We start from the raw sequence: 18,931 nt of genomic DNA on the forward strand, positions 1-18,931 counted from the left end.
AGCGACATAAAAGCATAGAATTCCTTTTATGTCACGCTTTCATTATTTGATATTATTTTCATAAGATTCCTGTTGAGAAGGGTCATTTTGTGTGTTTCTATGGCCGATGAAAGCCAAGCTTTGCTTAAAGTGCACACTGGGGTTTATAGCGCCAATATTATTTTTTAACTCTTCAAATTGTCGGAATATTTTTGAGTTTTGTTTTGAATTAATTTCCATAACTGCTCTCATAAATTTACTATAAGCTTCCATCAGATTTCCATCAACATTTTGTTTTTTTAGCTCATGATAGTTATATTTCTCCATGATTTGCAGACACGCTTTTATTACCTGTTTTTCCTGACTGTCATTTTTAGTCAAGAGCATTGCGATACGCAGACAATGAAGTGCGGAATTTGCTCCACCTGGATTAAACATTATTGTATTCCCTTTCATAGCGACTTTTGCCAGTTCAATATATTGCTGATAGTTCATATAGTTGAAATGGCTTTTAATGAATTGTGCGGCTCCCAATTGATCGTATAAAGCAGCAGAATAGTGATGAGCAACATCCTTAATAGCTCGATTTAATTTATCCATGATAATTTGATTTAATTTATCCATCCTAAGGGCATTTGTTATTGCATCCATATAACTATTTGCGCTGTTATTGGCTGTATTATAATTTTTAGATACCTGTTGCGTCGTTAAATGGACAGGAGTAGTATAAGTGCTGTTATAGTTGGCAACAGCCAATTGGCAAGCATGCAATTGTCTCTCATCATCGTCAAAATACACTATTGATAAATTGGGAAATTGGGATGCAAGTTGCTGAAGGCATGCTTCCATCATCAAAGCCTTATTCGCGGTATCTGGAGGAAAGTCTGCGCCCATTACTTCTACTTCTTGCTCGCCTTCATAAAAATCAATTACATAAGGATTTCTAGGTATTTTCCCACTGTTCAATTCATTCATAAGTTCATCTTTAGTAACATAAATTCTTTTTTGATGCGAAGAAGTTACATCTAACAAAGTTAATTGAGGTAATTTAATCCTTATTTTCTCTCCTGCAGGATTCTCCTGACGAGCGCTCATAATGCGTTCCGCTGTCTTCAGTGCTAACTCATTAACGAAATAATTACAGATGAGCTCCTTATCACTGGTATAGTATTGTAGGTCCAATGGCTTCCCGCTTTTTATTACTTGCTCCATTAATGGGGTATATAGCTGATTAAAGATAGTACCAACAGGTCGTAATTGGTATTGATTATCATAGTTACCTGCATCAGCTGGGGTAATTACACCATGAACATTGAACCCCTTTTGGCGCATTATCTGGATAATTGCGTGACGACTCAAAGGAGCAAAGTCTTGGTTATAATACCGGATATCCTCTAATCCCATGTTAGTAAACAAATAGACATCTTTAATGCCCTTTTGCAATAAAGAATCCAACAAAGCATGGTTCAAATCACTACCGTTAAATAACAAAGTGCTATCAACATCTAATAAAGCGATTGTAGACATGATATTCTCCGGATATAGTATCATTACATTTTAAGCGTGCTGTATTAACGAACAGTTAGATGTCTATTCCAATTAGTATGTTAATGTAGGAACAAAACGACTATTTCAGTTGTCCTTTTCTGATTAGCTTAGAAACTATCTCGGGATACTTTTTTGTTAATTACATAGAAATTCATATTAAACTCTAATTTTCATTACATTAGAGCCATAAAATTTACATCGCATTTTGCAAAAAAAAGATGCTGCAAATGATTAAAGCTCTTGATAATTAATTGCTCCTTATTAGAATCTAATAACCCTTCTTGCGAGAAAGAAAACAATAATGATTTGCAAATATTAAAGATTTTATTAAAGCGTTGTCGTTGATCAATAATATCTCTTCTACTGTAAAACAAATCATACCCGGGCTCCATGACTGGCGAATGTAATTGGATAAGCCTTTTTAGTTCATACATATACTCTTTGAATTGAATATAATGCTCATGAGTAAGACTATTCAGGCTGTCTTTTACTTGATTGAGGATCTGCTCCACAAAATGTAATCCCCCTACTTCAGCAATGAGAAGTTGGCTGCTGAGTTTTAAATTAACACATTTTTTCATTAAACTCTCAGTGTGAGTTATATGTGCATTAATGAGCTCAAGATGATCACCGGTAGTATCTTGAGCCATATGCATCAATCGTACTTTTCTTTCTTCTAATTTTAAATAGACAACTCTAATTAATGCTTCATTGGCTTTTTGAACATCTTTTTTAAATATTTTTATCGCTATATAGCCATTTTCATGGGTAACAGGAAGTTCTAAATCAATTTCATGAGCTCGAAGGCGTCCTTTATCAGGGATTACATCATAGTAATTTATCATGTATTCTTTATTTAACATCGTTCGCCATTCTGGTTCTGCGTCTCCATTTTCGACTAAATAAGCAGCAATTTCATCAAGTGTGTTTATTACTGATGTTCTTTGAGCTCGCAAAATATTTTTATGTTCTTCTGAAAAAGTAGTCAGCTTTAATTTCATAATGTCTTATAACAGACAAACTTTAATTAATTATAGATAACTTGTAGACTTCGCGAAAACTATCGCGCTCATTTTTAAACCTCAACTCGCTGGAACTATTAACATGGGAAGTGTCTTTTAGCATAGTGGCTTGACAAAGTATATTTATACACCAAACTTAAAAAAGCAGTATAAAACGAATGGATTAATACGCTTATGGAGTTAATTATGAGTAAATTAACAAAATTGAAAAAAGGTCATCCCACTGAACACTCCTCCAGTCCCTTTTTAAGACTTCAAAATGAAGTAGATAGATTATTCGGAGAGTTTTCTGATTTTTTTTCTCCTATTCGATTCAAAGGTTGGGAACAATTCGAACATTTAAATCTTGCTCCATCTATGGATGTGATTGAAGATGATGATCACTATAGCGTTCAACTTGAAATGCCCGGCATGGATGAAAAAGACATCCACGTATCTATAGCAGATAATGTACTCACCATTACTGGTGAAAAATCTTTATCGAGAAAAAATGAGAATAAAAAATATGTTTCTCGGGAAATCAGTTATGGGAAATATGAGCGCTCAATCTCATTACCTTCAACAGTGAATATTGATAAAGCAAAAGCAACATTCAAAAAAGGGATGCTTTGGATTCAACTTCCTAAAAAAGAAGAAACTAAAGGCGGAACTCGAGGTATCAAAGTAGAGCAAGCTTAATATCATAGCCCTATAGCTTCGACTATAGGGCATTTTTGCTGCATGAAACGTTCATTATCCTAAATTCAGCAGTTGAATTTAGGATTATAAAAATACATCACTTAATATCGCCTGCGAAGGTATGCCAGCAAGAAAAATTTGTTTTTTCAATTTACTAGTTGTCTCTTTAGGACCACAGACGTAAACGCGTGTTGCTGTCGAGGGATTTAAATGAATCAATGCTCGCCTCTCTACAGATGCTTCTGGATAACACCCATGGCTTTGGAGCACACAAGGGTCATAAATAAATGAACTAAATACTGCTGATAACAGTTCCAGCTCTTCTCGGTAGTATATATCTTCCTCAATAAGACCGCCATGAACTAAAGTGATTCGCCCTTGGTGATTCTGACTTAGCGCGCTTTTGATAATTGCACTAAGTGGCGCAAGTCCTGTACCTGTTCCTGCTAATAGCATATCAAAAACTAATTGATCAGGATTATAATAAAAACAACGGCCAAAAGGACCTCTAAGTTTAACTTCGGAATGTTTAGTCGCCCTATTAAGAAGCCATTGCCCCATACTACCGTTAGGGTAAATTTTAACATGCAACTCAATAAACCCTTCTTGCGCGGGTATGTTGGCGATTGAATAGTTTCGCATGATACCTTCAGAATTAATCAGGCTAAGATATTGGCCTGGGATCCACTCCCCTAGATTATCTACACTAAGTTTGGCTTGGAGCACATTATAGTTAAGCAATTTAAGATCTATTATTTTTGCATCTACCTCACACTCAGCACTATCCGGCGCAACTACTTCAAGTGCTGCTTCTGGTTTTGCAAGACATGCTAAAAAATAACCTTGCGATTTCAGTGTTTCCGGTAATCCTTCCTGCCAAGAAGGATGAATTATGCCATCTTTGATCTTAATCAGACAGGACTGGCAAACGCCAGCCTGACACGAGTTAGGATAATCCACTCCATAACGTAAAAGACACTGTAACACATTTTCCTGAGGTGCTAAGTGATACGATTGATTATTAAAGTATAGGCTACTCATAAGCGACCCAATACTTCATCTCGAACGCTATTGGCAATAGCCGCTACTTGTTCGATGTCTTCTGCTGCAACCCCTAATTCATTAAGCGTTGCGCCTAAATGCTCAATTACAATATCTACGTGAGTATCATTTAATCCACGCTTCAGTAAATGGGCATGTCCTTCACGCATATTTTTTCCACTGTAGTGATTGGGGCCTCCGAATACCATGGTTAAAAAACCTTTTTGCTTTAAGATTTGTTGCTCCATATCAATATCATCAAAAAAATGACTCACTCGCTCATCCATCAACATTTTTCGGTAGAAGATATCAACTGCAGTATTGACTGCCCCGTGACCACCAAGACGCTCAAATAACGATTCAGACATGGTTATCCCTTAAAGATGTATTTGCAATACATCTTATAAAAAGAAATAATCAGAGTCAACCTAATAATTAGGAATTACTCATGCAACTCACTCAATTTACTGATTACTCCTTACGCGCCTTAATTTATATTGCGCTTAAAAAAGAATCGTGTACGATTAAAGATATTACTGATGCGTACACTATTTCGAACAATCATCTGATTAAGATCATTCATAACTTAGCCAAACTTGGATTGATTAAAACCAGTCGTGGTAAAGGTGGTGGTATCTTAATAGCAGTTCAACCCGAAACAATTAATTTAGGTCAACTCATTGTTCAACTGGAACCTCATTTTGATTTAGTACCTTGCTTTAATAAAGAAAAAGCGAACTGTTGTATTGCTCCTGTATGTCGATTAAAAGGTATATTACATGAAGCTCAGGCTGCATTTATGAAAGTATTGGATCGCTACACCTTGGCTGACGTTTTGCATAATCCAAATGAGTTGTCTGTGTTATTGAATAGGAAACACTAAATCAACAGTTAACAAAAAAATGTCCTATATGGATGATTTAGCCAAAACAAAGAGGTACAAACACGGCAAGTGAATCACTTTCACCTCGGTTTTTATAGAACAAATTACACTATTTTTTGCGCAAGTAGGATACCAAAAAGACCCGAGATTTGCTTGCCCAATTCGTCTTGCTTATGCAGATGACCTACTGATTCTTTATATTCGAGTATAGACCACCCGCTGTCTTGATACAGATGATAAAGCTCGTCTTTTTGTGGAAGAAAGGTGAAAAAATCAGGCAATGAATAAAGTTCAGAATGAATAGGAAACACTAAAAAATGATATCCATTTTTCTTAGTGAACCCTTGAAGTTCAGCGAGTAACGCTGGAATACGTTGTGGGTTTAAAAACTGCAACGAAACTGTTGAAAGCACCAAATCATAACTTTTTGATTCAAGGTTCAAGGGTTGATTTAAATCATATAATTGTGTGCTAGCTCCAGATAAGCCTTCTTTTTGGACTATCTCTTGAATCGTCTCTAATGCCGATGGGTTGTGATCAATCCCCAAAACACGGTGTCCCATACTTGCCAAATACAATAAATTTCTGCCTGAACCACAGCCTACATCCAACATCGAGGAGCGTTGCAAATGGCATAAATAAGTTTGATAAATATTCATGAGATCAGGATGAACCACTCCTAAACCGTATTTTTTATTGAAATAACGTTGAGGTATGCAATAAAACTCAAGAATTGCAGTAAAAGATTGACTAACAGGAATAATTTTATGCCATGCAGCTGGAGGAATCAGTAATTGAGAATGTTCTTCATTGATCTGATAACGCGACAACTCTTGCCCATGACCATTTAAGAATACAAAATCAATTTCTCCCTCTTTTAGGATAAGATTACCCCAGGTTCCTTCTTTAGTGCTGTGTTTTTCCAGAAAAAATTTCAGTTTTCCATGGCTATCAATTTCAATTTGTTTATAGCACCTTAACTTATTGTATTCTGATCTCATGATGCACCAATTTTTGTGTATGGGTACTGGACTTTCTGGATGATATAGCAAAAACAAACACCATCAAGCTAAAAAATAATAAATATATCAAATCCCAATATCTAGGTAGGATAAGTTTGCCACCATAATTACCAAGATAAGAGAAAATACTGAGACCCAAAAGATATACTATAAACCAAAGTGCGTGTTTACTATCAAATTCCCGATGTGTGTTTTTTATAAAACAATAAAGAAAGGAACCTATCAACCCCAAAATAGTGATCACCAATAATTTGCGGACACTATGGAAACCTGCCCAATAAACGCCAACTGTACACACATAAAATCCAATAAAAGCAATAACGCTAGCTCCTTGCAAACGAAAAGGCCTTTTATAATGGGGTAATTGTTTGCGTAAACAAACCACTCCTATAGGCCCTATGGAATAGCTCACCATGAGTATTGCCACAAGAAAAGCGGACATTTCCTGCCATCCGTGGAATACAAACGACATTGAAGCTGCAAGCAAAAAATTCACTCCTAAACTAACCCAGGGCACTTGATACTTATTTCGTTTAGCGAGAATCTTGGGCGTGTGAACGACTGAACCCATACTACTTAGCATATGCGCTGCTGTTGTTGAATAAACCAAACCCGTTGAATAAGGTGATATAAAAGCATCCACATATAATAAAACGCTCAACCAAACTATACCCGCTAATGCAGCCAAGGCTGCGAAAGGTCCTGCATCTCCAGTAAACGATAAATTCCCCCACCCCTTTTCAAGCGCTTGTTCACTAACACTACCAATAAAGGACCATTGTAACCCCGTATAAAGTAAAGTGACGAGCAATAATGAACCACCCAAGATCAGCGGAATCGATTGTCCTGGTTTTTCGAGTTCCCCCATCATAATAATCACTTGCCTAAATCCCAATAAGGAAAAAAGTACGCCTCCACTGGACATCGCAGTCATAATGCCTTGCCAACCGTAAGGCATGAAGCCACCATATTGAAAAAAATTATCTGAGTGATAACTCATAGTTACTAGGCTTGCGATGGTAAGGGTAGGAATTATTATCTTCCAAACAGTAAATGCTGCATTAATGCGAGCAAATAATCCTATGCCGAAATAATTGAAAAAAACAAAACTCATTAATACAACCAAGGACAATACATAACCTAATGGCGTGTTTCTATAAGAAACACCACTATGAGTCACTAGGCCGGGAATGTAGTTACTGGCGTATTGAATAACACCTTGAGTTTCAATGACTGGTAAAATGGCTAAGGAAAACCAAGCCATGCTGCCCATAATAACACCCATTAAGCGCCCATGGGTATATAAAGGCAAACAAGCCAAGCTATCAGACTGAGGAAACAGGGTACCTAATTCAGCATAGGATAAGGCGACAAATAGCAGTAAAAAACCTGCCAATGGCCAGGCTATAATTGCTGCAGGACCAGCAAAATGAGCAGAGTATAAAGAACCAAATAGCCAACCTGAACCTACCATGCTGGTAATTGAAATCCAAAGTAAACTGAAAGCACTTAAATTTTTATTCATCTATTTATTCACACGTCCCTATGATTTTGATGCACGATAAACAAAAGAAAATTGCCTGTATTAACATCATACACGATGATCGCTTGTCATGATTCTATCCATAAATGAACAACAAAATTCTCACTTAGTCCAGTAATTTTTTATGTTATTCGTTTATCGAATACGTACGGATAGTGTTTCTTCGGGCATAACCGCTAATGATTTTTTGAGAAGCGCAATTTTATCATCAGTAAGTTTTTGTTTTATTAATTCATTTGAGTCCATTAGATCTAACGATGCTAATTCTTGAATTGGTACTATTTCGCAGAGCTCCTGACATTTTTTATCTGATAAATATTCCATTAACTCCACTAACTCATCAAGTGTTGGCCTCATATCAATTAACTTTTCTTTTACAGCGTGATAGATGATTTTTTGGTGTTCATATGTAGGAAGCGTTTTCATAAGCAAAAGCACATCAGCCATTGTTGTAATTGTGTTACTTATCTCAAGTACTTCTTTTAACTGCTTGGGTGTTAAAAACGAAGCAATATTTGCTAAATCAGTCACATTGGTTATAAATTTACCTAGAAATGGCTTTTCTTGTTCAAATATTACTGTACGTTGTCTTACAGAGCTATGAAATAATTTTTGCGATAACTCTTCAGCATTGGTTACTACACCATCGAGTGCTCGTTGATTCGCTGCAAGTAAGCTTGCAGAAAAAGTTTCACTTTCATCAATAAATTTTACTAAGTGTGAATGCACTAAAGTATTTTCACTTAATAAAAGTGAGGTTAACTCCTTTAATTTATCATAAACACTGCTCGGCAAATTACATTTTGAAAGATTGATACTTGACTGAATTGCTCGTGCAAAAGCTTCTTTTTGTTTCAAGCTTGGTTTTTCTAATTTATAAAAGTCTGCGATTAACTTATATATGTTTTTTTCTAATGCAGCCAGCTGTCGAGTATGCTCAGGCTTTAAAGTACTTTGCTCTTTACTGTATTGTACAATGCTATCAAGCTCCACAATAAATTCGCGTAATCCTTTGCTTTTATTCGTATCTTTTAAAACAGCTTTCGATAAAGTCTCAAAAGTTGCCTCATCCATAGTTGCATTATGTAACACTAAAAGGGCTTGGCCGTATTTAAATTTATTGCCATTATCTATAGGACATAAACCCTCGGGGTCATATTTACTTCGTAGACTGAGAAGAACACTCATTTTATAAGAGGGTAAGTATTCTGCCCGCCCTACAACACCAAAATGAAATTTTTGTTGCTCAACTTTGGGAATTACATAGGCTCGGTCATTTTCCTCTCTCCATCTTAAACTAACAGTAGTTAAACCTCTATTATGTAAAAAGCTTGAAGTATAAGTTACTGCTCTTCGATTAAATTCGACATGCATCTTTTTGGGAACCATAAAAATATGACTATCAGTGGTTGCATCAAACTTAGGCGCCATTTGTCTAAACCACTTATTTTCCCAACCTTTATTGTGTTTCGAATAGGTTCCAAGCAATATTTCTCCTCGAGCAATATTTCTGCAATGACTCAAATCAAAGTTTTTGGCGTATAAAGAATCTTGTTTATACGTATTTTTACGCTCATTACCAGGAACAGGATCTTCAGCTAAAATCGACATAGGAGTATCTAAATCATCGAGTGCTCGAGCCGTTGCAAAAGTAGCAACCGCGCCTCGGCTAAAACCATTCAAAGTAATATCATTGATTTCTTCTACATCGTTTAACCCGTCTTTTGGTTCAATAATAATTGAACTGCCAAATTCCTTTTTTAAATCAGCAAGATCCAAGGTAACCACATCATCTTTAGAAAAAGCATGACGTACCTTATTTGCGACCACATCAAGATTTGGATCTAAATATCCTTTGAGTTTTGAATGACCTCCAATATGCTTATCTTGGCAGCCATTAAAATACACCCGAATCACATCATCATTAAAAGTTTCACCCGTATCCTCAGTTTTACCTTCGGTGAAATCCCGGATCATTTGCGCATTAACTCCTGTACCAGCAAAAACAAAAAGAACTTTTTTAGTCATATGGTACCTTAAGTATTCCAAATGAATACAAATTGATCTACAATGTTAATTATAGAGCATTTTTAACGCACTTCCAGGATCAAATATGTCAATTACCGTAGATAAAGAGAGCGAGTTTTTTATAACTATTGCCAAAGAAGGAATTCATAGTTTTGTGATGTTAGGAGTCATGGTAGATAACAAACCTGAACTGTTAGCCAGAGTAGGTAAGGGAAATCTTATCGATCCTAACTTTGGTGAAAGTTGCGGAAATCAATTTACTATGTTTGGTAAAGCTGTAGGCAGTCACACCGAAGCTTCATTAATGGATGAAGGTATTAGCCGTAAGAAAGACAGGACTTCAGACATAAGCTATCAATCCTATGCCATTACCTATGAGCAATATTTAGAATTTTTAGCACTTACAAAAGAGATCCATGAGCATCAACTGGAGCACTATAAGGAAAGAGAACTCCCTAAGGTAGACCCTTCAAAATGGACTTATCCTCAACAAGGAGTTCACAAGCTTAGGAGTGGCATCAATTGTTATCTACCTAGCCAAGTAGAATCAGGAAAAATTACATTTGAATTTAAACCAATTACGACTTTTGAACATCAATGCGCTAACAAGAACCAGCAAACTCGCCAAGATATAATTAGTGGAGCCAACGAAATTAAAGTGTCTAACACATGCCGCACCACAGCGCGTGCTCTTCTTAATTATACGTTAGGCTATTCTCCTGATGTTCCTGCCTTGTTTGCTATTGGGCTTGATTACAAAACAAAGCTAGTAGGTGGAAAACCAACTGCAAATTCATTTTATATTCTTCCACAACCACCAAGTTGTTTTGAGGTAAATCCTACTCAAATGAAGGTGCTTAAAGAGCTCTATAAAAAACTTGAGAATTTGCCTAAAATTAACCCTACCTCTGGCGACACAAGAAAGAAATTTAATGAATTAAAACATCTATATCAAGAACTAGCAGGAAAACCTCAATTATCACTCACTGATCTTTTAGATAGAATCACGGTACATCGTGTTACTAATAACAAATTGTTCGATACACGTAGAAGTCAAAGTCTTTTTAGCAAGCTTGCTGAAAAGTTGGGAATCAAAACAGGAACGCAGCAAGCCTATGACCGAATGGAAAAAGCAGTAAAACAAGAAATCGAACGAGTGAACAAAGTGGATGCTAAAAAAGGTAAAGGAGCCGATAGCGAAGGATTTCAATCCGATAACCATCGACCGCCTCACGCTACAATCGTGTATCCCAAAAATTGATAGAATTTTATACAGCCAACTTGCCTGATGATAAAACTAGGATGTTGGTATGATCCACAAAAAGCATTAATACATGCTTTCTCAACTTTAATTTTAGAAAAGCAGTTGGATCAACTGCTTTTCTAGATTAAAGATTTGCCATCAAAGGCACAAAGTTAGGAAGATTAGGTGAACCAACCCCAATTGCATCATTCCAGAATTGACTTTCTGGGGCAATAGTTAATGCAGAATCCCATCCCCAAATATCCTCATCACCCTGTTTATTCGGTAAGACAAATGCTGTTGAAGGTGCTTTTGGATAAGTCGAGGGATCGGGTGCCGTTGCTCCATCTATGACTTTAGCCGGTGGAACAATGAGATTGAGTGCTCGTTTGGATCGTAATATAGAATTCATTTGATATAAATAAGGTGCTGTATGCCCAATACGAGGTTTATTTAATAAGGTACGGCCTTGATTGACTAAAAGTATCGTGGCAGAAAATAAAGGACAGGCTAAACTGGTACCGCCATTTTGTATATAGGATCCATTAATTACCATATTTAGACCGGTACTTGGATCGCCTAACATGGATACATCAGGCACTGCTCGGCAAGGTTGGCTCCCCATTACGCCACATTTAGCATGAGCTGGAGCACTTATATGCCCATAACCACCGGCATAAAAAGTATTGATTGAACTTTGCCAAATTGGAGCTTGATAAAATTGACTAATCCCACCAGTAGTGCCCGAAACAAATCCAGCCTTTTTCACATCATAAGTTCCCCAAACATTTTCAAAAGCATAATTATAGTTGTTATCCACGAATATGGAGGTTGCACCTACAGCAGTAACATAAGGAGAGCTTGCTGGATAGTTAACTGCTTTTGCATCCCCTTTATTCTTACATTTTATTTTCCCATCTGCGCCCTTACGAGGACTGGTATAAGTATTATCGCCACAATCTCCTGATGAAAATTGCACGCTGATTCCAAATGCAGCAGCAGTTTGTAACGATTGTTCCATTGAGGTATTGGGATCAACGCTAGCTGACTCGGGACTAGTCCAACTGTTAGAAATAACATAAGCGTTAGAAAATCCAGCAATAGTAAAGTAATTAGCAACTAAGTAACTGATAACACTCTGCAGTGCAGCTGCCTGATTATTGCCGTCTGTAACAATTAATACCGTGTTATTTTCGGGTGCTAATGTATGAGACGATTCAACATCCAGAGCAATTTCTCCGGTAAAACCATATTGCCCTGGACTGGTTGGTGTACATACGGTGGTGTATGGTGTGAGATTTTGATTAAGCATAGCAAAGTTTCGTGATGCTCCAGAAGTAAAAAAAGGTTTGATCCCATTAGCACTAAAATATTGGTTGGCATCACTCAAAATTTGTTCGGGCGAATTTTCCCCGCACCCATCAACAATAATTAATGTTTGCCCTTTGCCATCCAGATGAGTGCCACTTACAGGTGGAATATTATTGATGTTATAGGTGTATTGTAATTGCTCCCCGGAGAATCCATGTATCGAAGTTGTGGTTGGGATGGCTTTGGGAATTAATACGTCCCCAATAAATTCTTGCTCATAAGATGATGCATTCATCTGGGTGAACATATTGTTGGGATGGTAGAGTGGAATATTGTTTAATCCAGTAATATCAACTATATATTGAGCAATTTCAGAGGGTAAAGAGGGTTTACTCGCATTGGCATAAATCATACCCTGATCATAAAAATAATAGTTTAAACTCGTGTGCAACGTATTTTCAATTTGGTGTACAGAGGCCGTCACTTGCACACTATGATTAACAATATCTGCTTGCATGCCTTGAGCAGTGAAGTATTTTTGTAGGGCATCCTCAATTTCTTTAGTCGGCGCGTAGTGTTCCTCGAAAACATCGTGCGTTAAATACCGCTGATAATTAGGACTATGTGGATCATAAATTTCTTCCACTAATTTATCCAATTGAGCTTTATTTCTTAGTTTTAACCATACAATAAATTTCAATTTTTTGTGAGCTTCGACTGGTTTTACAAACGTTGCATGTTCTATTAATGAGGATCCAGGGCTGGGTAAGCTTACAAGCATATTGGACTTTCCTGCATAGGAATTAGCTAGCATGAGACAAAATGGTAATAAAGCCAACGAGAGTGATTTAAGCGGTAACATGAATTATCTCCCTATAAACTTAGTTTGCGCTGAGTAAATAAACGCTATTAATCTTGGTATCTGTTATAAATCCATATAAATCGCCAGTCACTAATGAATAAACAAAACCACCTTGTGTCCCAGCTAACATCGTGCTGCCATCAGCACTTACAAATAAGCTGTAAACTGTCTGATCTATAAAAGAACTCCAAGGACCATTTGTGGTTAAATCATAAGTATAAACGTATTCACGTGGTCCTTTATCATCACCATCGGGTGGGAGTTGAATTGGCGCAGTATTAGCATAGAGTATATGATTAACAACAAAAACATCACGTATGCCCTTAACATCCGCAGGACCAGGAATTTTTGTCCAACTACCGCCACTTACTGGCGAATAATAAATATGCCCCTCATTGCTCTCTGTACTGCCTATATAGATTGTGCCATTTGTGACATAGATGCCGTGAACAGCAGTTACAGCGGATGGTAAAAATAGATTGTTCCATGTTTTCCTATCATCTGTAGAATATAACAAACTGCCATTTTTTGTGCCCGCGTAAATAATTGTTTGAGTATTTTCAGAAGTAACAAAAACACTTAACACCTCAGAATGATCGGGTGACTTGCCTTCATCCCAACTCCCACTGCTATTGTTATAGCGATACACATAGTGGCCTACCCCTGCATATATATCGGTACTGGTGGCATAAATACTGTTCACGGCATGATTCGGTAATGGAATAGTGCCAATCCATGTTTGACCATTATCGCTGGAAAGATACACGTGCCCATTCTCTGCTCCAGCAAATATAGTAGCTGCCTGATTAAAGGTAACTTCAACAGTATGGTTGGCAATAATATTATTTAAACTAAAATTCAAACCGCCCCATTGGACTGGGTTCCCGTCCACAATCCATTGATAAACTTGATAACCACTATTGGGTGTAGCATTAAAGAGCAAATTACTGTTTGCAACTACTGTTCGTGGTAGGGCTGGTGAAATTGTCCCATTTGCTCCTGCATTTGGGGTAATTACAAAACGTGCACCACGCACTGTAATATTTAAAGGGTTACTCGGTTGATAACATTGCAATGGGCTACCGTGTTCACACACAGCCGGACCGCCTTTAATAGTACCAACAAGCTGACTACCATCCACAAACAAAGTGAGCGTACAATATTGTTGATACGCCAAAGTAAAGGGATTAGGGCAATTTCCTGGTGTGGTTATTTGTGTAATCCCAGGTATCGAATTCATAATTAAAGTTTTTGTTTTTCTTGATTGATTTGTTACTGTATATTGCACATAAGCGTATCCAGACTGGGTTAAAGATATATTGGGAGGAAAAGCAGGATTTGGTGTAAATGTCCACATTGGAGTACCCGCTTGGGAACTATTACTCATAAAAAAAACTGCTGCACTAAGGAAGAAGCGCAGAATTGTGGCTTGCCATTTAGTTTGCATCATCAAGTCCTTTTGTTAATGATGGTCAATTATATAGATAAGGATTTCAAAAACAAAGTGATTGCTTAGCAAAAGCAGTTGAATACTTATTCGATCTAATTTAAGTTTTAGAGGAGTTAGATGTATCGTGAATCAATATCGCATTTTAATCCAGGCCCCAGATCGAGCGGGTCTTGTATATAAAGCCGCAAAGATATTTTATGGACACGGGCTAAATATTATTTCCAATAATGAATTTGTAGATAATGCAAATCATCAATTTTTTATGCGCACCGTAGTAGCAGGTAACATTGATGTACCCCTTTTATATGGGAAATTGGTGGATGAAATGCCGCAAGATACCTTAGTAACCATTAAACCACCTCATAAAAAAAATATCGTACTTATGGCCACCAAAGAAGCTCACGTTTTAGGTGATATTTTAATTCGTTATCAAGAAGGGCTTCTAGATGCCAATATTCTCGGCATTTTATCAAATCATAATGTTTTATTTCCATTATGCAGTCATTTTGATATTCCCTACTATCATATAAGTGCTGACCATATCTCTCGGGAAGAACACGAAGCTCAAATAATCCATATCTTGAAGCAGTTTGATTTTATTGATTATATCGTGTTAGCTAAATACATGCGTATTTTAACGCCCAATTTTACGCAACAATACCAAGGTAAAATAATCAATATTCATCATTCATTTTTACCTGCTTTTATTGGCGCAAATCCTTACAAACAGGCTTATGATCGAGGGGTCAAAATTATTGGAGCCACAGCTCATTTCGTCAATGAAAATCTAGATGAAGGCCCAATTATTGAGCAAGATGTAATTCATGTTGATCATGCTTATGATTGGCAAAGTATGCAACAGTATGGTCGGGATGTTGAAAAAGTAGTTTTAGCCCGAGCATTAAAACTTGCTTTAGAAGATCGGATATTTGTATATGGCAATAAAACAGTTATTTTTTAAAAAGTAATTGAGAACTTCTCTGGTTATCAATGACTCCATTTAAAACAACTAGGTGTGTTGACACACCCTAAGCGCCCCAAATTTTCTTAATTATTCGAGAAATAGGCCAATTCATGAACCGATAATTCGTTTGACGACATTTAGAGGTCCGGTGATATCGGCTGATACCGATATCATCAATCACATCCATAATGATGTGGATGCGATCCTCATTGCCATGGTTGTATGCTCTGTGTAAGCAATTGACCGCAACAAGATAACAAGATCCATCAGCTGGCATGTGCAATGCCCCCTCTTCGGTTTCAAATTCACATCCAGGATTGGTGATAACAGGAATGTGCAACCGAACTTTATAACAATTTTCCCATGTATCTCGGTGCCAAATAGTTGTTCCATTTGGTGAGATTCGCGTCCAACGAGCATGATGCGGTTGTAGTCCTAATTTGTAAATAGTTGCGACAATCTCGGCGATGTACTCAGTACCTACTTGAGTAGGATTAACATGCATTTTCGGCCACGTATAACCAATTTCTCGATGGGCTCTTTCATAATCAAACTCATATTGATCACTAACCTGGTCGTAAACGTAGAAACGTTCTTCTGATTGTTGAAAGCCATCTCTATAGTCACCACTGGTACTCAGTATACTCCACCCACCGAACATCTCATTTTGTTGCACGGGCTCCAAATGTTTGACGTATGTATTAAAATAATTTTGAATGCGCTTAATATCAAACTTGATATTAAGCTTTTCTGCGATCATTAAAATAATTCCTCTTGTTGAATATAGCCGCTGTAGATTCGATGCAAAATACCCATTGATATCTTTTTGGGTGTTTCAACTTGCATCAATCTGATATTTTATTACTATATTCTAATAATAGAACAATCATCTTAAAAAAGCAGTTGGTACTTAAGTGGAGGTCAATTTTTGAGTATTAGCATTTTTCAAACTAGTTTCCAAAAATTCTTCGAGCACCTCTTTAGCTTCCATTGGGGAATTAATACCCAAAGAATTACTGAAGCCTAACCCTCTACCAATACTAGCGTTATGAATTGAATACTGGCTTTTTTCTAAATGTTTTTCTGCACTGCTACAAGAAGCTATAGCCGACAGTAAAGAGCGGCGAAAGGAAGATATATGTTCATGATCTTTTGCCCATAATGCATATTGATAATATGCGTCTGCCAAAAGCATATAAGCATAACTTCCATAAAGTTCCAAAAGGGATTTAGAGTTTTTAATAGCTTCCATGAGGAATGTTTTAGCATCCTCTTCATCTTCGAATTGTCCATTAGCAACTTTGCTGTATAAAAAAGTATTATATCGTTGTACCGCATGAACCGAATTAAATCGCATGGCCTCTTTTAAAAAACGAATTTCACTGCTTGAAAATTCATCCGGCAATGCAGCTCTTACCTGTTGAGAAAGATAAAAAAAATACGTGCCTCGAAGCAAATCAAAGCTATCAATGTTTTCGTGTTCATAAAAAGCTACCTGTTTTTCTGCAAAAGCAGACACAGCCAATCCAAGTTGAGAATAAAGATTGCTCCATAATGGTTGATAAATTTCCTTTTTACACATCATTGCAAAATCAGAACTAGCATGAGCCATTTTGGTGATATAGCCAATATCAGCTACAGATTTTGCAGAAGAAAAGAACTTTGCTTCATTGAACGTACCCTCTTTAATAGTCTTAAGAGTCATCTCCTCCAAAAAATTTAACCGCAAAAAATCAGTTAAAGTAACAAGAGTAAAAATATCTTTTCGCGCATGACTCATATTAACTATGAAAAATAATTAGGCACAATGTATTTTATAAAAATTAACTGATAAAATCAATATCATAACCTAAACAATAGGCAGACTTATACGTGTCGCGCTATTTAATATAATTTGCGAGAAATTACCTCCTAAATAAACCATTCTGCCATTAATAGCTAAAGCCTCTACACTGTGATCAGCATTCAGCTTCCAAGAGTTAGCTGTTTCAAGCTTAATAAATAAATTTACTCCAGTAGGTAGAGTAATCTTTTCATTCAGTGTTACATTCAAGAAAATGAAAATTAAAATACCAAATTATCTTGGAGATATAGAATGTTTTCAAACCAAATCTTAGTTGTAACAGGTGGCTCCACTGGAATTGGCCAAGCTACGGCTACCCTTTTAGCAGAGCATGGGGCACGCGTTTACAATATAGATATTAATAAACCAATACATACTCACTCTTCAGTTCACTATATTCCCTGTGATATATCCATTTTCTCTGAAGTAGAAAAAGCGTTCCAAAATATTATTTCCCGTGAACATAAAATTGATTTGTTGTTTGCGAATGCGGGCATTCACTTATTTGCAAATTTAGAAGATACCTCTATTGAAGATTTAGATCGCGTAATCAATATTAATTTAAAAGGAATTTATTACACACTTAAATGTGTAATTCCAGTAATGAAAAAGCAAAACAGCGGAACTATTGTTTTAACAGGTTCTGATCAATCTTTTATAGGTAAAGGAGAAAGCTCTATCTATGGTGCAACTAAAGGTGCTATAGCTCAACTGACTAAAAGCACTGCTATTGATTATGCAAAATACAATATTAGAGTCAATTGTGTATGCCCAGGAACCATCGAAACACCTTTGTACCACAAGGCTGTAAGTGCTTACTCAGCCAAATCCGGAATTCCCAAAGAGGAAATTTATGAATCATTAAAATCTGCTCAACCTATATCGCGTGTTGGTACCACAGCCGAAGTTGCAAATCTTGTTGAATATTTACTCTCAGAGAAGTCTTCATTCATTACAGGTTCATTATTCAGTATCGATGGTGGTTTTGTAGCCCAATAAAAGAAAACATGAGTTAAGTAAGTATGAACAACACTATTACAAAGAAGTCAGCAAAAAAGTTGTTCCTATAGAAAACAAAGATGATACCTTAAATAAGGAACATGTAAGCATTCTTTATAATAAGAAAAAAGCTGTATTCGAAATTAGAGTAAGTACTCAAGTTGCTGATATTCAGTTACTTGTTCGTGCACTAACCAGCAAAAAAAAATATAAAATCATGGATTGTGATTTTGAAGATATAGGTTTAAATCAGGGCGTTTGTTTGGTAAAGAAAGATTCATCCAATCCAATTCATGCCCTGGTTAATATCGCAAATTCTGATTCTGAAAAAGGCTTTCTTGAGAGAGATGCAGGAACTACAACAGGACTTTATACAACGAGCTATCAAGATAAAAATTGGACCTTTAATTTCTTTACTAGCTTGGAAAATATGCGTGAAAAGACTGCGTATCCTGAAGACACTTTAGCGATAAAAATTTTTAATACAAATTAAATGCGGAATAACCTTTTCTCAA

The 18,931-nt window shown here is 36.5% G+C and carries 17 protein-coding genes; 6 read left to right on the forward strand and 11 right to left on the reverse strand.

The window, feature by feature from the left end:
• Positions 1–42: 42 nt before the first annotated feature.
• Together Lgra_RS02610 and Lgra_RS02615 are read right to left on the reverse strand one after the other, a co-directional pair.
• The gene (locus Lgra_RS02610) at positions 43–1,506 is read right to left on the reverse strand and encodes a hypothetical protein (RefSeq protein ID WP_058497730.1); all 1,464 of its coding nucleotides are present in this window, start codon (positions 1,504–1,506) and stop codon (positions 43–45) included.
• Between the two features lie 194 nt (positions 1,507–1,700).
• Positions 1,701–2,528: a hypothetical protein gene (locus Lgra_RS02615; protein ID WP_058497731.1), complete on the reverse strand. Its 828-nt coding sequence runs from the start codon at positions 2,526–2,528 to the stop codon at positions 1,701–1,703.
• A gap of 207 nt (positions 2,529–2,735) precedes the next feature.
• On the opposite strand from Lgra_RS02615, the gene Lgra_RS02620 reads away from it, so the two are divergent.
• Positions 2,736–3,227, forward strand: a complete 492-nt coding sequence (locus Lgra_RS02620) for an Hsp20/alpha crystallin family protein (RefSeq protein ID WP_058497732.1) — start codon at positions 2,736–2,738, stop codon at positions 3,225–3,227.
• An 84-nt stretch (positions 3,228–3,311) separates the two neighbouring features.
• Here Lgra_RS02620 and Lgra_RS02625 read toward each other — a convergent pair whose 3' ends face one another.
• Positions 3,312–4,268, reverse strand: a complete 957-nt coding sequence (locus tag Lgra_RS02625) for an FAD-binding oxidoreductase (protein WP_058497733.1) — start codon at positions 4,266–4,268, stop codon at positions 3,312–3,314.
• Positions 4,265–4,636 carry a group I truncated hemoglobin gene (locus Lgra_RS02630; protein ID WP_058497734.1) on the reverse strand — a complete coding sequence of 124 codons (372 nt, stop codon included), beginning with the start codon at positions 4,634–4,636 and terminating at the stop codon, positions 4,265–4,267. Before Lgra_RS02630 ends, Lgra_RS02625 begins: the two co-directional genes overlap by 4 nt.
• Positions 4,637–4,716: 80 nt before the next feature.
• Here Lgra_RS02630 and Lgra_RS02635 point away from each other — a divergent pair, with 80 nt between their 5' ends.
• Positions 4,717–5,151: an Rrf2 family transcriptional regulator gene (locus Lgra_RS02635; RefSeq protein WP_058497735.1), complete on the forward strand. Its 435-nt coding sequence runs from the start codon at positions 4,717–4,719 to the stop codon at positions 5,149–5,151.
• A gap of 104 nt (positions 5,152–5,255) precedes the next feature.
• On the opposite strand, the gene tehB is transcribed toward Lgra_RS02635, so the two are convergent.
• From tehB to Lgra_RS02650, 3 genes are all read right to left on the reverse strand, one after another.
• Positions 5,256–6,152 (reverse strand): SAM-dependent methyltransferase TehB, encoded by an 897-nt coding sequence (gene tehB / locus Lgra_RS02640; protein WP_058497736.1) that lies wholly within the window; start codon positions 6,150–6,152, stop codon positions 5,256–5,258.
• The gene (locus Lgra_RS02645; RefSeq protein ID WP_058497737.1) at positions 6,133–7,698 is read right to left on the reverse strand and encodes an APC family permease; all 1,566 of its coding nucleotides are present in this window, start codon (positions 7,696–7,698) and stop codon (positions 6,133–6,135) included. The genes tehB and Lgra_RS02645 overlap by 20 nt, the downstream gene beginning before the upstream one ends.
• Before the next feature lie 153 nt (positions 7,699–7,851).
• Entirely contained in the window at positions 7,852–9,744 is a 1,893-nt protein-coding gene (locus Lgra_RS02650) for a hypothetical protein (protein ID WP_058497738.1), read from the reverse strand.
• 85 nt (positions 9,745–9,829) lie between these two features.
• On the opposite strand from Lgra_RS02650, the gene Lgra_RS02655 reads away from it, so the two are divergent.
• Positions 9,830–11,005 (forward strand): hypothetical protein, encoded by a 1,176-nt coding sequence (locus Lgra_RS02655; RefSeq protein ID WP_058497739.1) that lies wholly within the window; start codon positions 9,830–9,832, stop codon positions 11,003–11,005.
• A gap of 127 nt (positions 11,006–11,132) precedes the next feature.
• Here Lgra_RS02655 and Lgra_RS02660 read toward each other — a convergent pair whose 3' ends face one another.
• On the reverse strand, positions 11,133–13,160 hold the full coding sequence (locus Lgra_RS02660; protein WP_058497740.1) for a S53 family peptidase: 2,028 nt from the start codon (positions 13,158–13,160) through the stop codon (positions 11,133–11,135).
• A gap of 19 nt (positions 13,161–13,179) precedes the next feature.
• Positions 13,180–14,607, reverse strand: coding sequence for a DUF6242 domain-containing protein (locus Lgra_RS02665; RefSeq protein ID WP_058497741.1), 1,428 nt, complete (start codon positions 14,605–14,607; stop codon positions 13,180–13,182).
• 127 nt (positions 14,608–14,734) lie between these two features.
• Between Lgra_RS02665 and purU the strand changes: the two genes are divergently transcribed.
• Positions 14,735–15,571, forward strand: coding sequence for a formyltetrahydrofolate deformylase (gene purU / locus Lgra_RS02670; RefSeq protein ID WP_058497742.1), 837 nt, complete (start codon positions 14,735–14,737; stop codon positions 15,569–15,571).
• Positions 15,572–15,638: 67 nt separating this feature from the next.
• Here the strand turns inward: purU and Lgra_RS02675 are convergent, their stop codons facing one another.
• Both Lgra_RS02675 and Lgra_RS02680 read right to left on the reverse strand, forming a co-directional pair.
• The gene (locus Lgra_RS02675; RefSeq protein WP_058497743.1) at positions 15,639–16,334 is read right to left on the reverse strand and encodes an aspartyl/asparaginyl beta-hydroxylase domain-containing protein; all 696 of its coding nucleotides are present in this window, start codon (positions 16,332–16,334) and stop codon (positions 15,639–15,641) included.
• A gap of 150 nt (positions 16,335–16,484) precedes the next feature.
• On the reverse strand, positions 16,485–17,279 hold the full coding sequence (locus tag Lgra_RS02680; RefSeq protein WP_238584333.1) for a DUF5630 domain-containing protein: 795 nt from the start codon (positions 17,277–17,279) through the stop codon (positions 16,485–16,487).
• A gap of 390 nt (positions 17,280–17,669) precedes the next feature.
• On the opposite strand from Lgra_RS02680, the gene Lgra_RS02690 reads away from it, so the two are divergent.
• Positions 17,670–18,416, forward strand: coding sequence for an SDR family NAD(P)-dependent oxidoreductase (locus Lgra_RS02690; RefSeq protein WP_058497746.1), 747 nt, complete (start codon positions 17,670–17,672; stop codon positions 18,414–18,416).
• A gap of 262 nt (positions 18,417–18,678) precedes the next feature.
• On the forward strand, positions 18,679–18,909 hold the full coding sequence (locus Lgra_RS18190; protein ID WP_238584334.1) for a hypothetical protein: 231 nt from the start codon (positions 18,679–18,681) through the stop codon (positions 18,907–18,909).
• The last annotated feature ends 22 nt before the right edge of the window (positions 18,910–18,931 follow it).

Origin of the sequence: Legionella gratiana, from assembly GCF_001467695.1 — a bacterium.
Lineage (GTDB): Bacteria > Pseudomonadota > Gammaproteobacteria > Legionellales > Legionellaceae > Legionella > Legionella gratiana.

Bases quoted from the DNA above. Each gene is read 5' to 3' on its own strand.
- Lgra_RS02645 (WP_058497737.1), bottom strand. From the start codon at position 7,698: ATGAATAAAAATTTAAGTGCTTTCAGTTTACTTTGGATTTCAATTACC.
- Lgra_RS02625 (WP_058497733.1), bottom strand. From the start codon at position 4,268: ATGAGTAGCCTATACTTTAATAATCAATCGTATCACTTAGCACCTCAG.
- tehB (WP_058497736.1), bottom strand. From the start codon at position 6,152: ATGAGATCAGAATACAATAAGTTAAGGTGCTATAAACAAATTGAAATT.
- Lgra_RS02615 (WP_058497731.1), bottom strand. From the start codon at position 2,528: ATGAAATTAAAGCTGACTACTTTTTCAGAAGAACATAAAAATATTTTG.
- Lgra_RS02665 (WP_058497741.1), bottom strand. From the start codon at position 14,607: ATGCAAACTAAATGGCAAGCCACAATTCTGCGCTTCTTCCTTAGTGCA.
- Lgra_RS02650 (WP_058497738.1), bottom strand. From the start codon at position 9,744: ATGACTAAAAAAGTTCTTTTTGTTTTTGCTGGTACAGGAGTTAATGCG.
- Lgra_RS02655 (WP_058497739.1), top strand. From the start codon at position 9,830: ATGTCAATTACCGTAGATAAAGAGAGCGAGTTTTTTATAACTATTGCC.
- Lgra_RS02620 (WP_058497732.1), top strand. From the start codon at position 2,736: ATGAGTAAATTAACAAAATTGAAAAAAGGTCATCCCACTGAACACTCC.
- Lgra_RS02660 (WP_058497740.1), bottom strand. From the start codon at position 13,160: ATGTTACCGCTTAAATCACTCTCGTTGGCTTTATTACCATTTTGTCTC.
- Lgra_RS02675 (WP_058497743.1), bottom strand. From the start codon at position 16,334: ATGATCGCAGAAAAGCTTAATATCAAGTTTGATATTAAGCGCATTCAA.
- Lgra_RS02610 (WP_058497730.1), bottom strand. From the start codon at position 1,506: ATGTCTACAATCGCTTTATTAGATGTTGATAGCACTTTGTTATTTAAC.
- Lgra_RS02680 (WP_238584333.1), bottom strand. From the start codon at position 17,279: ATGACTCTTAAGACTATTAAAGAGGGTACGTTCAATGAAGCAAAGTTC.
- Lgra_RS02630 (WP_058497734.1), bottom strand. From the start codon at position 4,636: ATGTCTGAATCGTTATTTGAGCGTCTTGGTGGTCACGGGGCAGTCAAT.
- Lgra_RS02635 (WP_058497735.1), top strand. From the start codon at position 4,717: ATGCAACTCACTCAATTTACTGATTACTCCTTACGCGCCTTAATTTAT.
- Lgra_RS02690 (WP_058497746.1), top strand. From the start codon at position 17,670: ATGTTTTCAAACCAAATCTTAGTTGTAACAGGTGGCTCCACTGGAATT.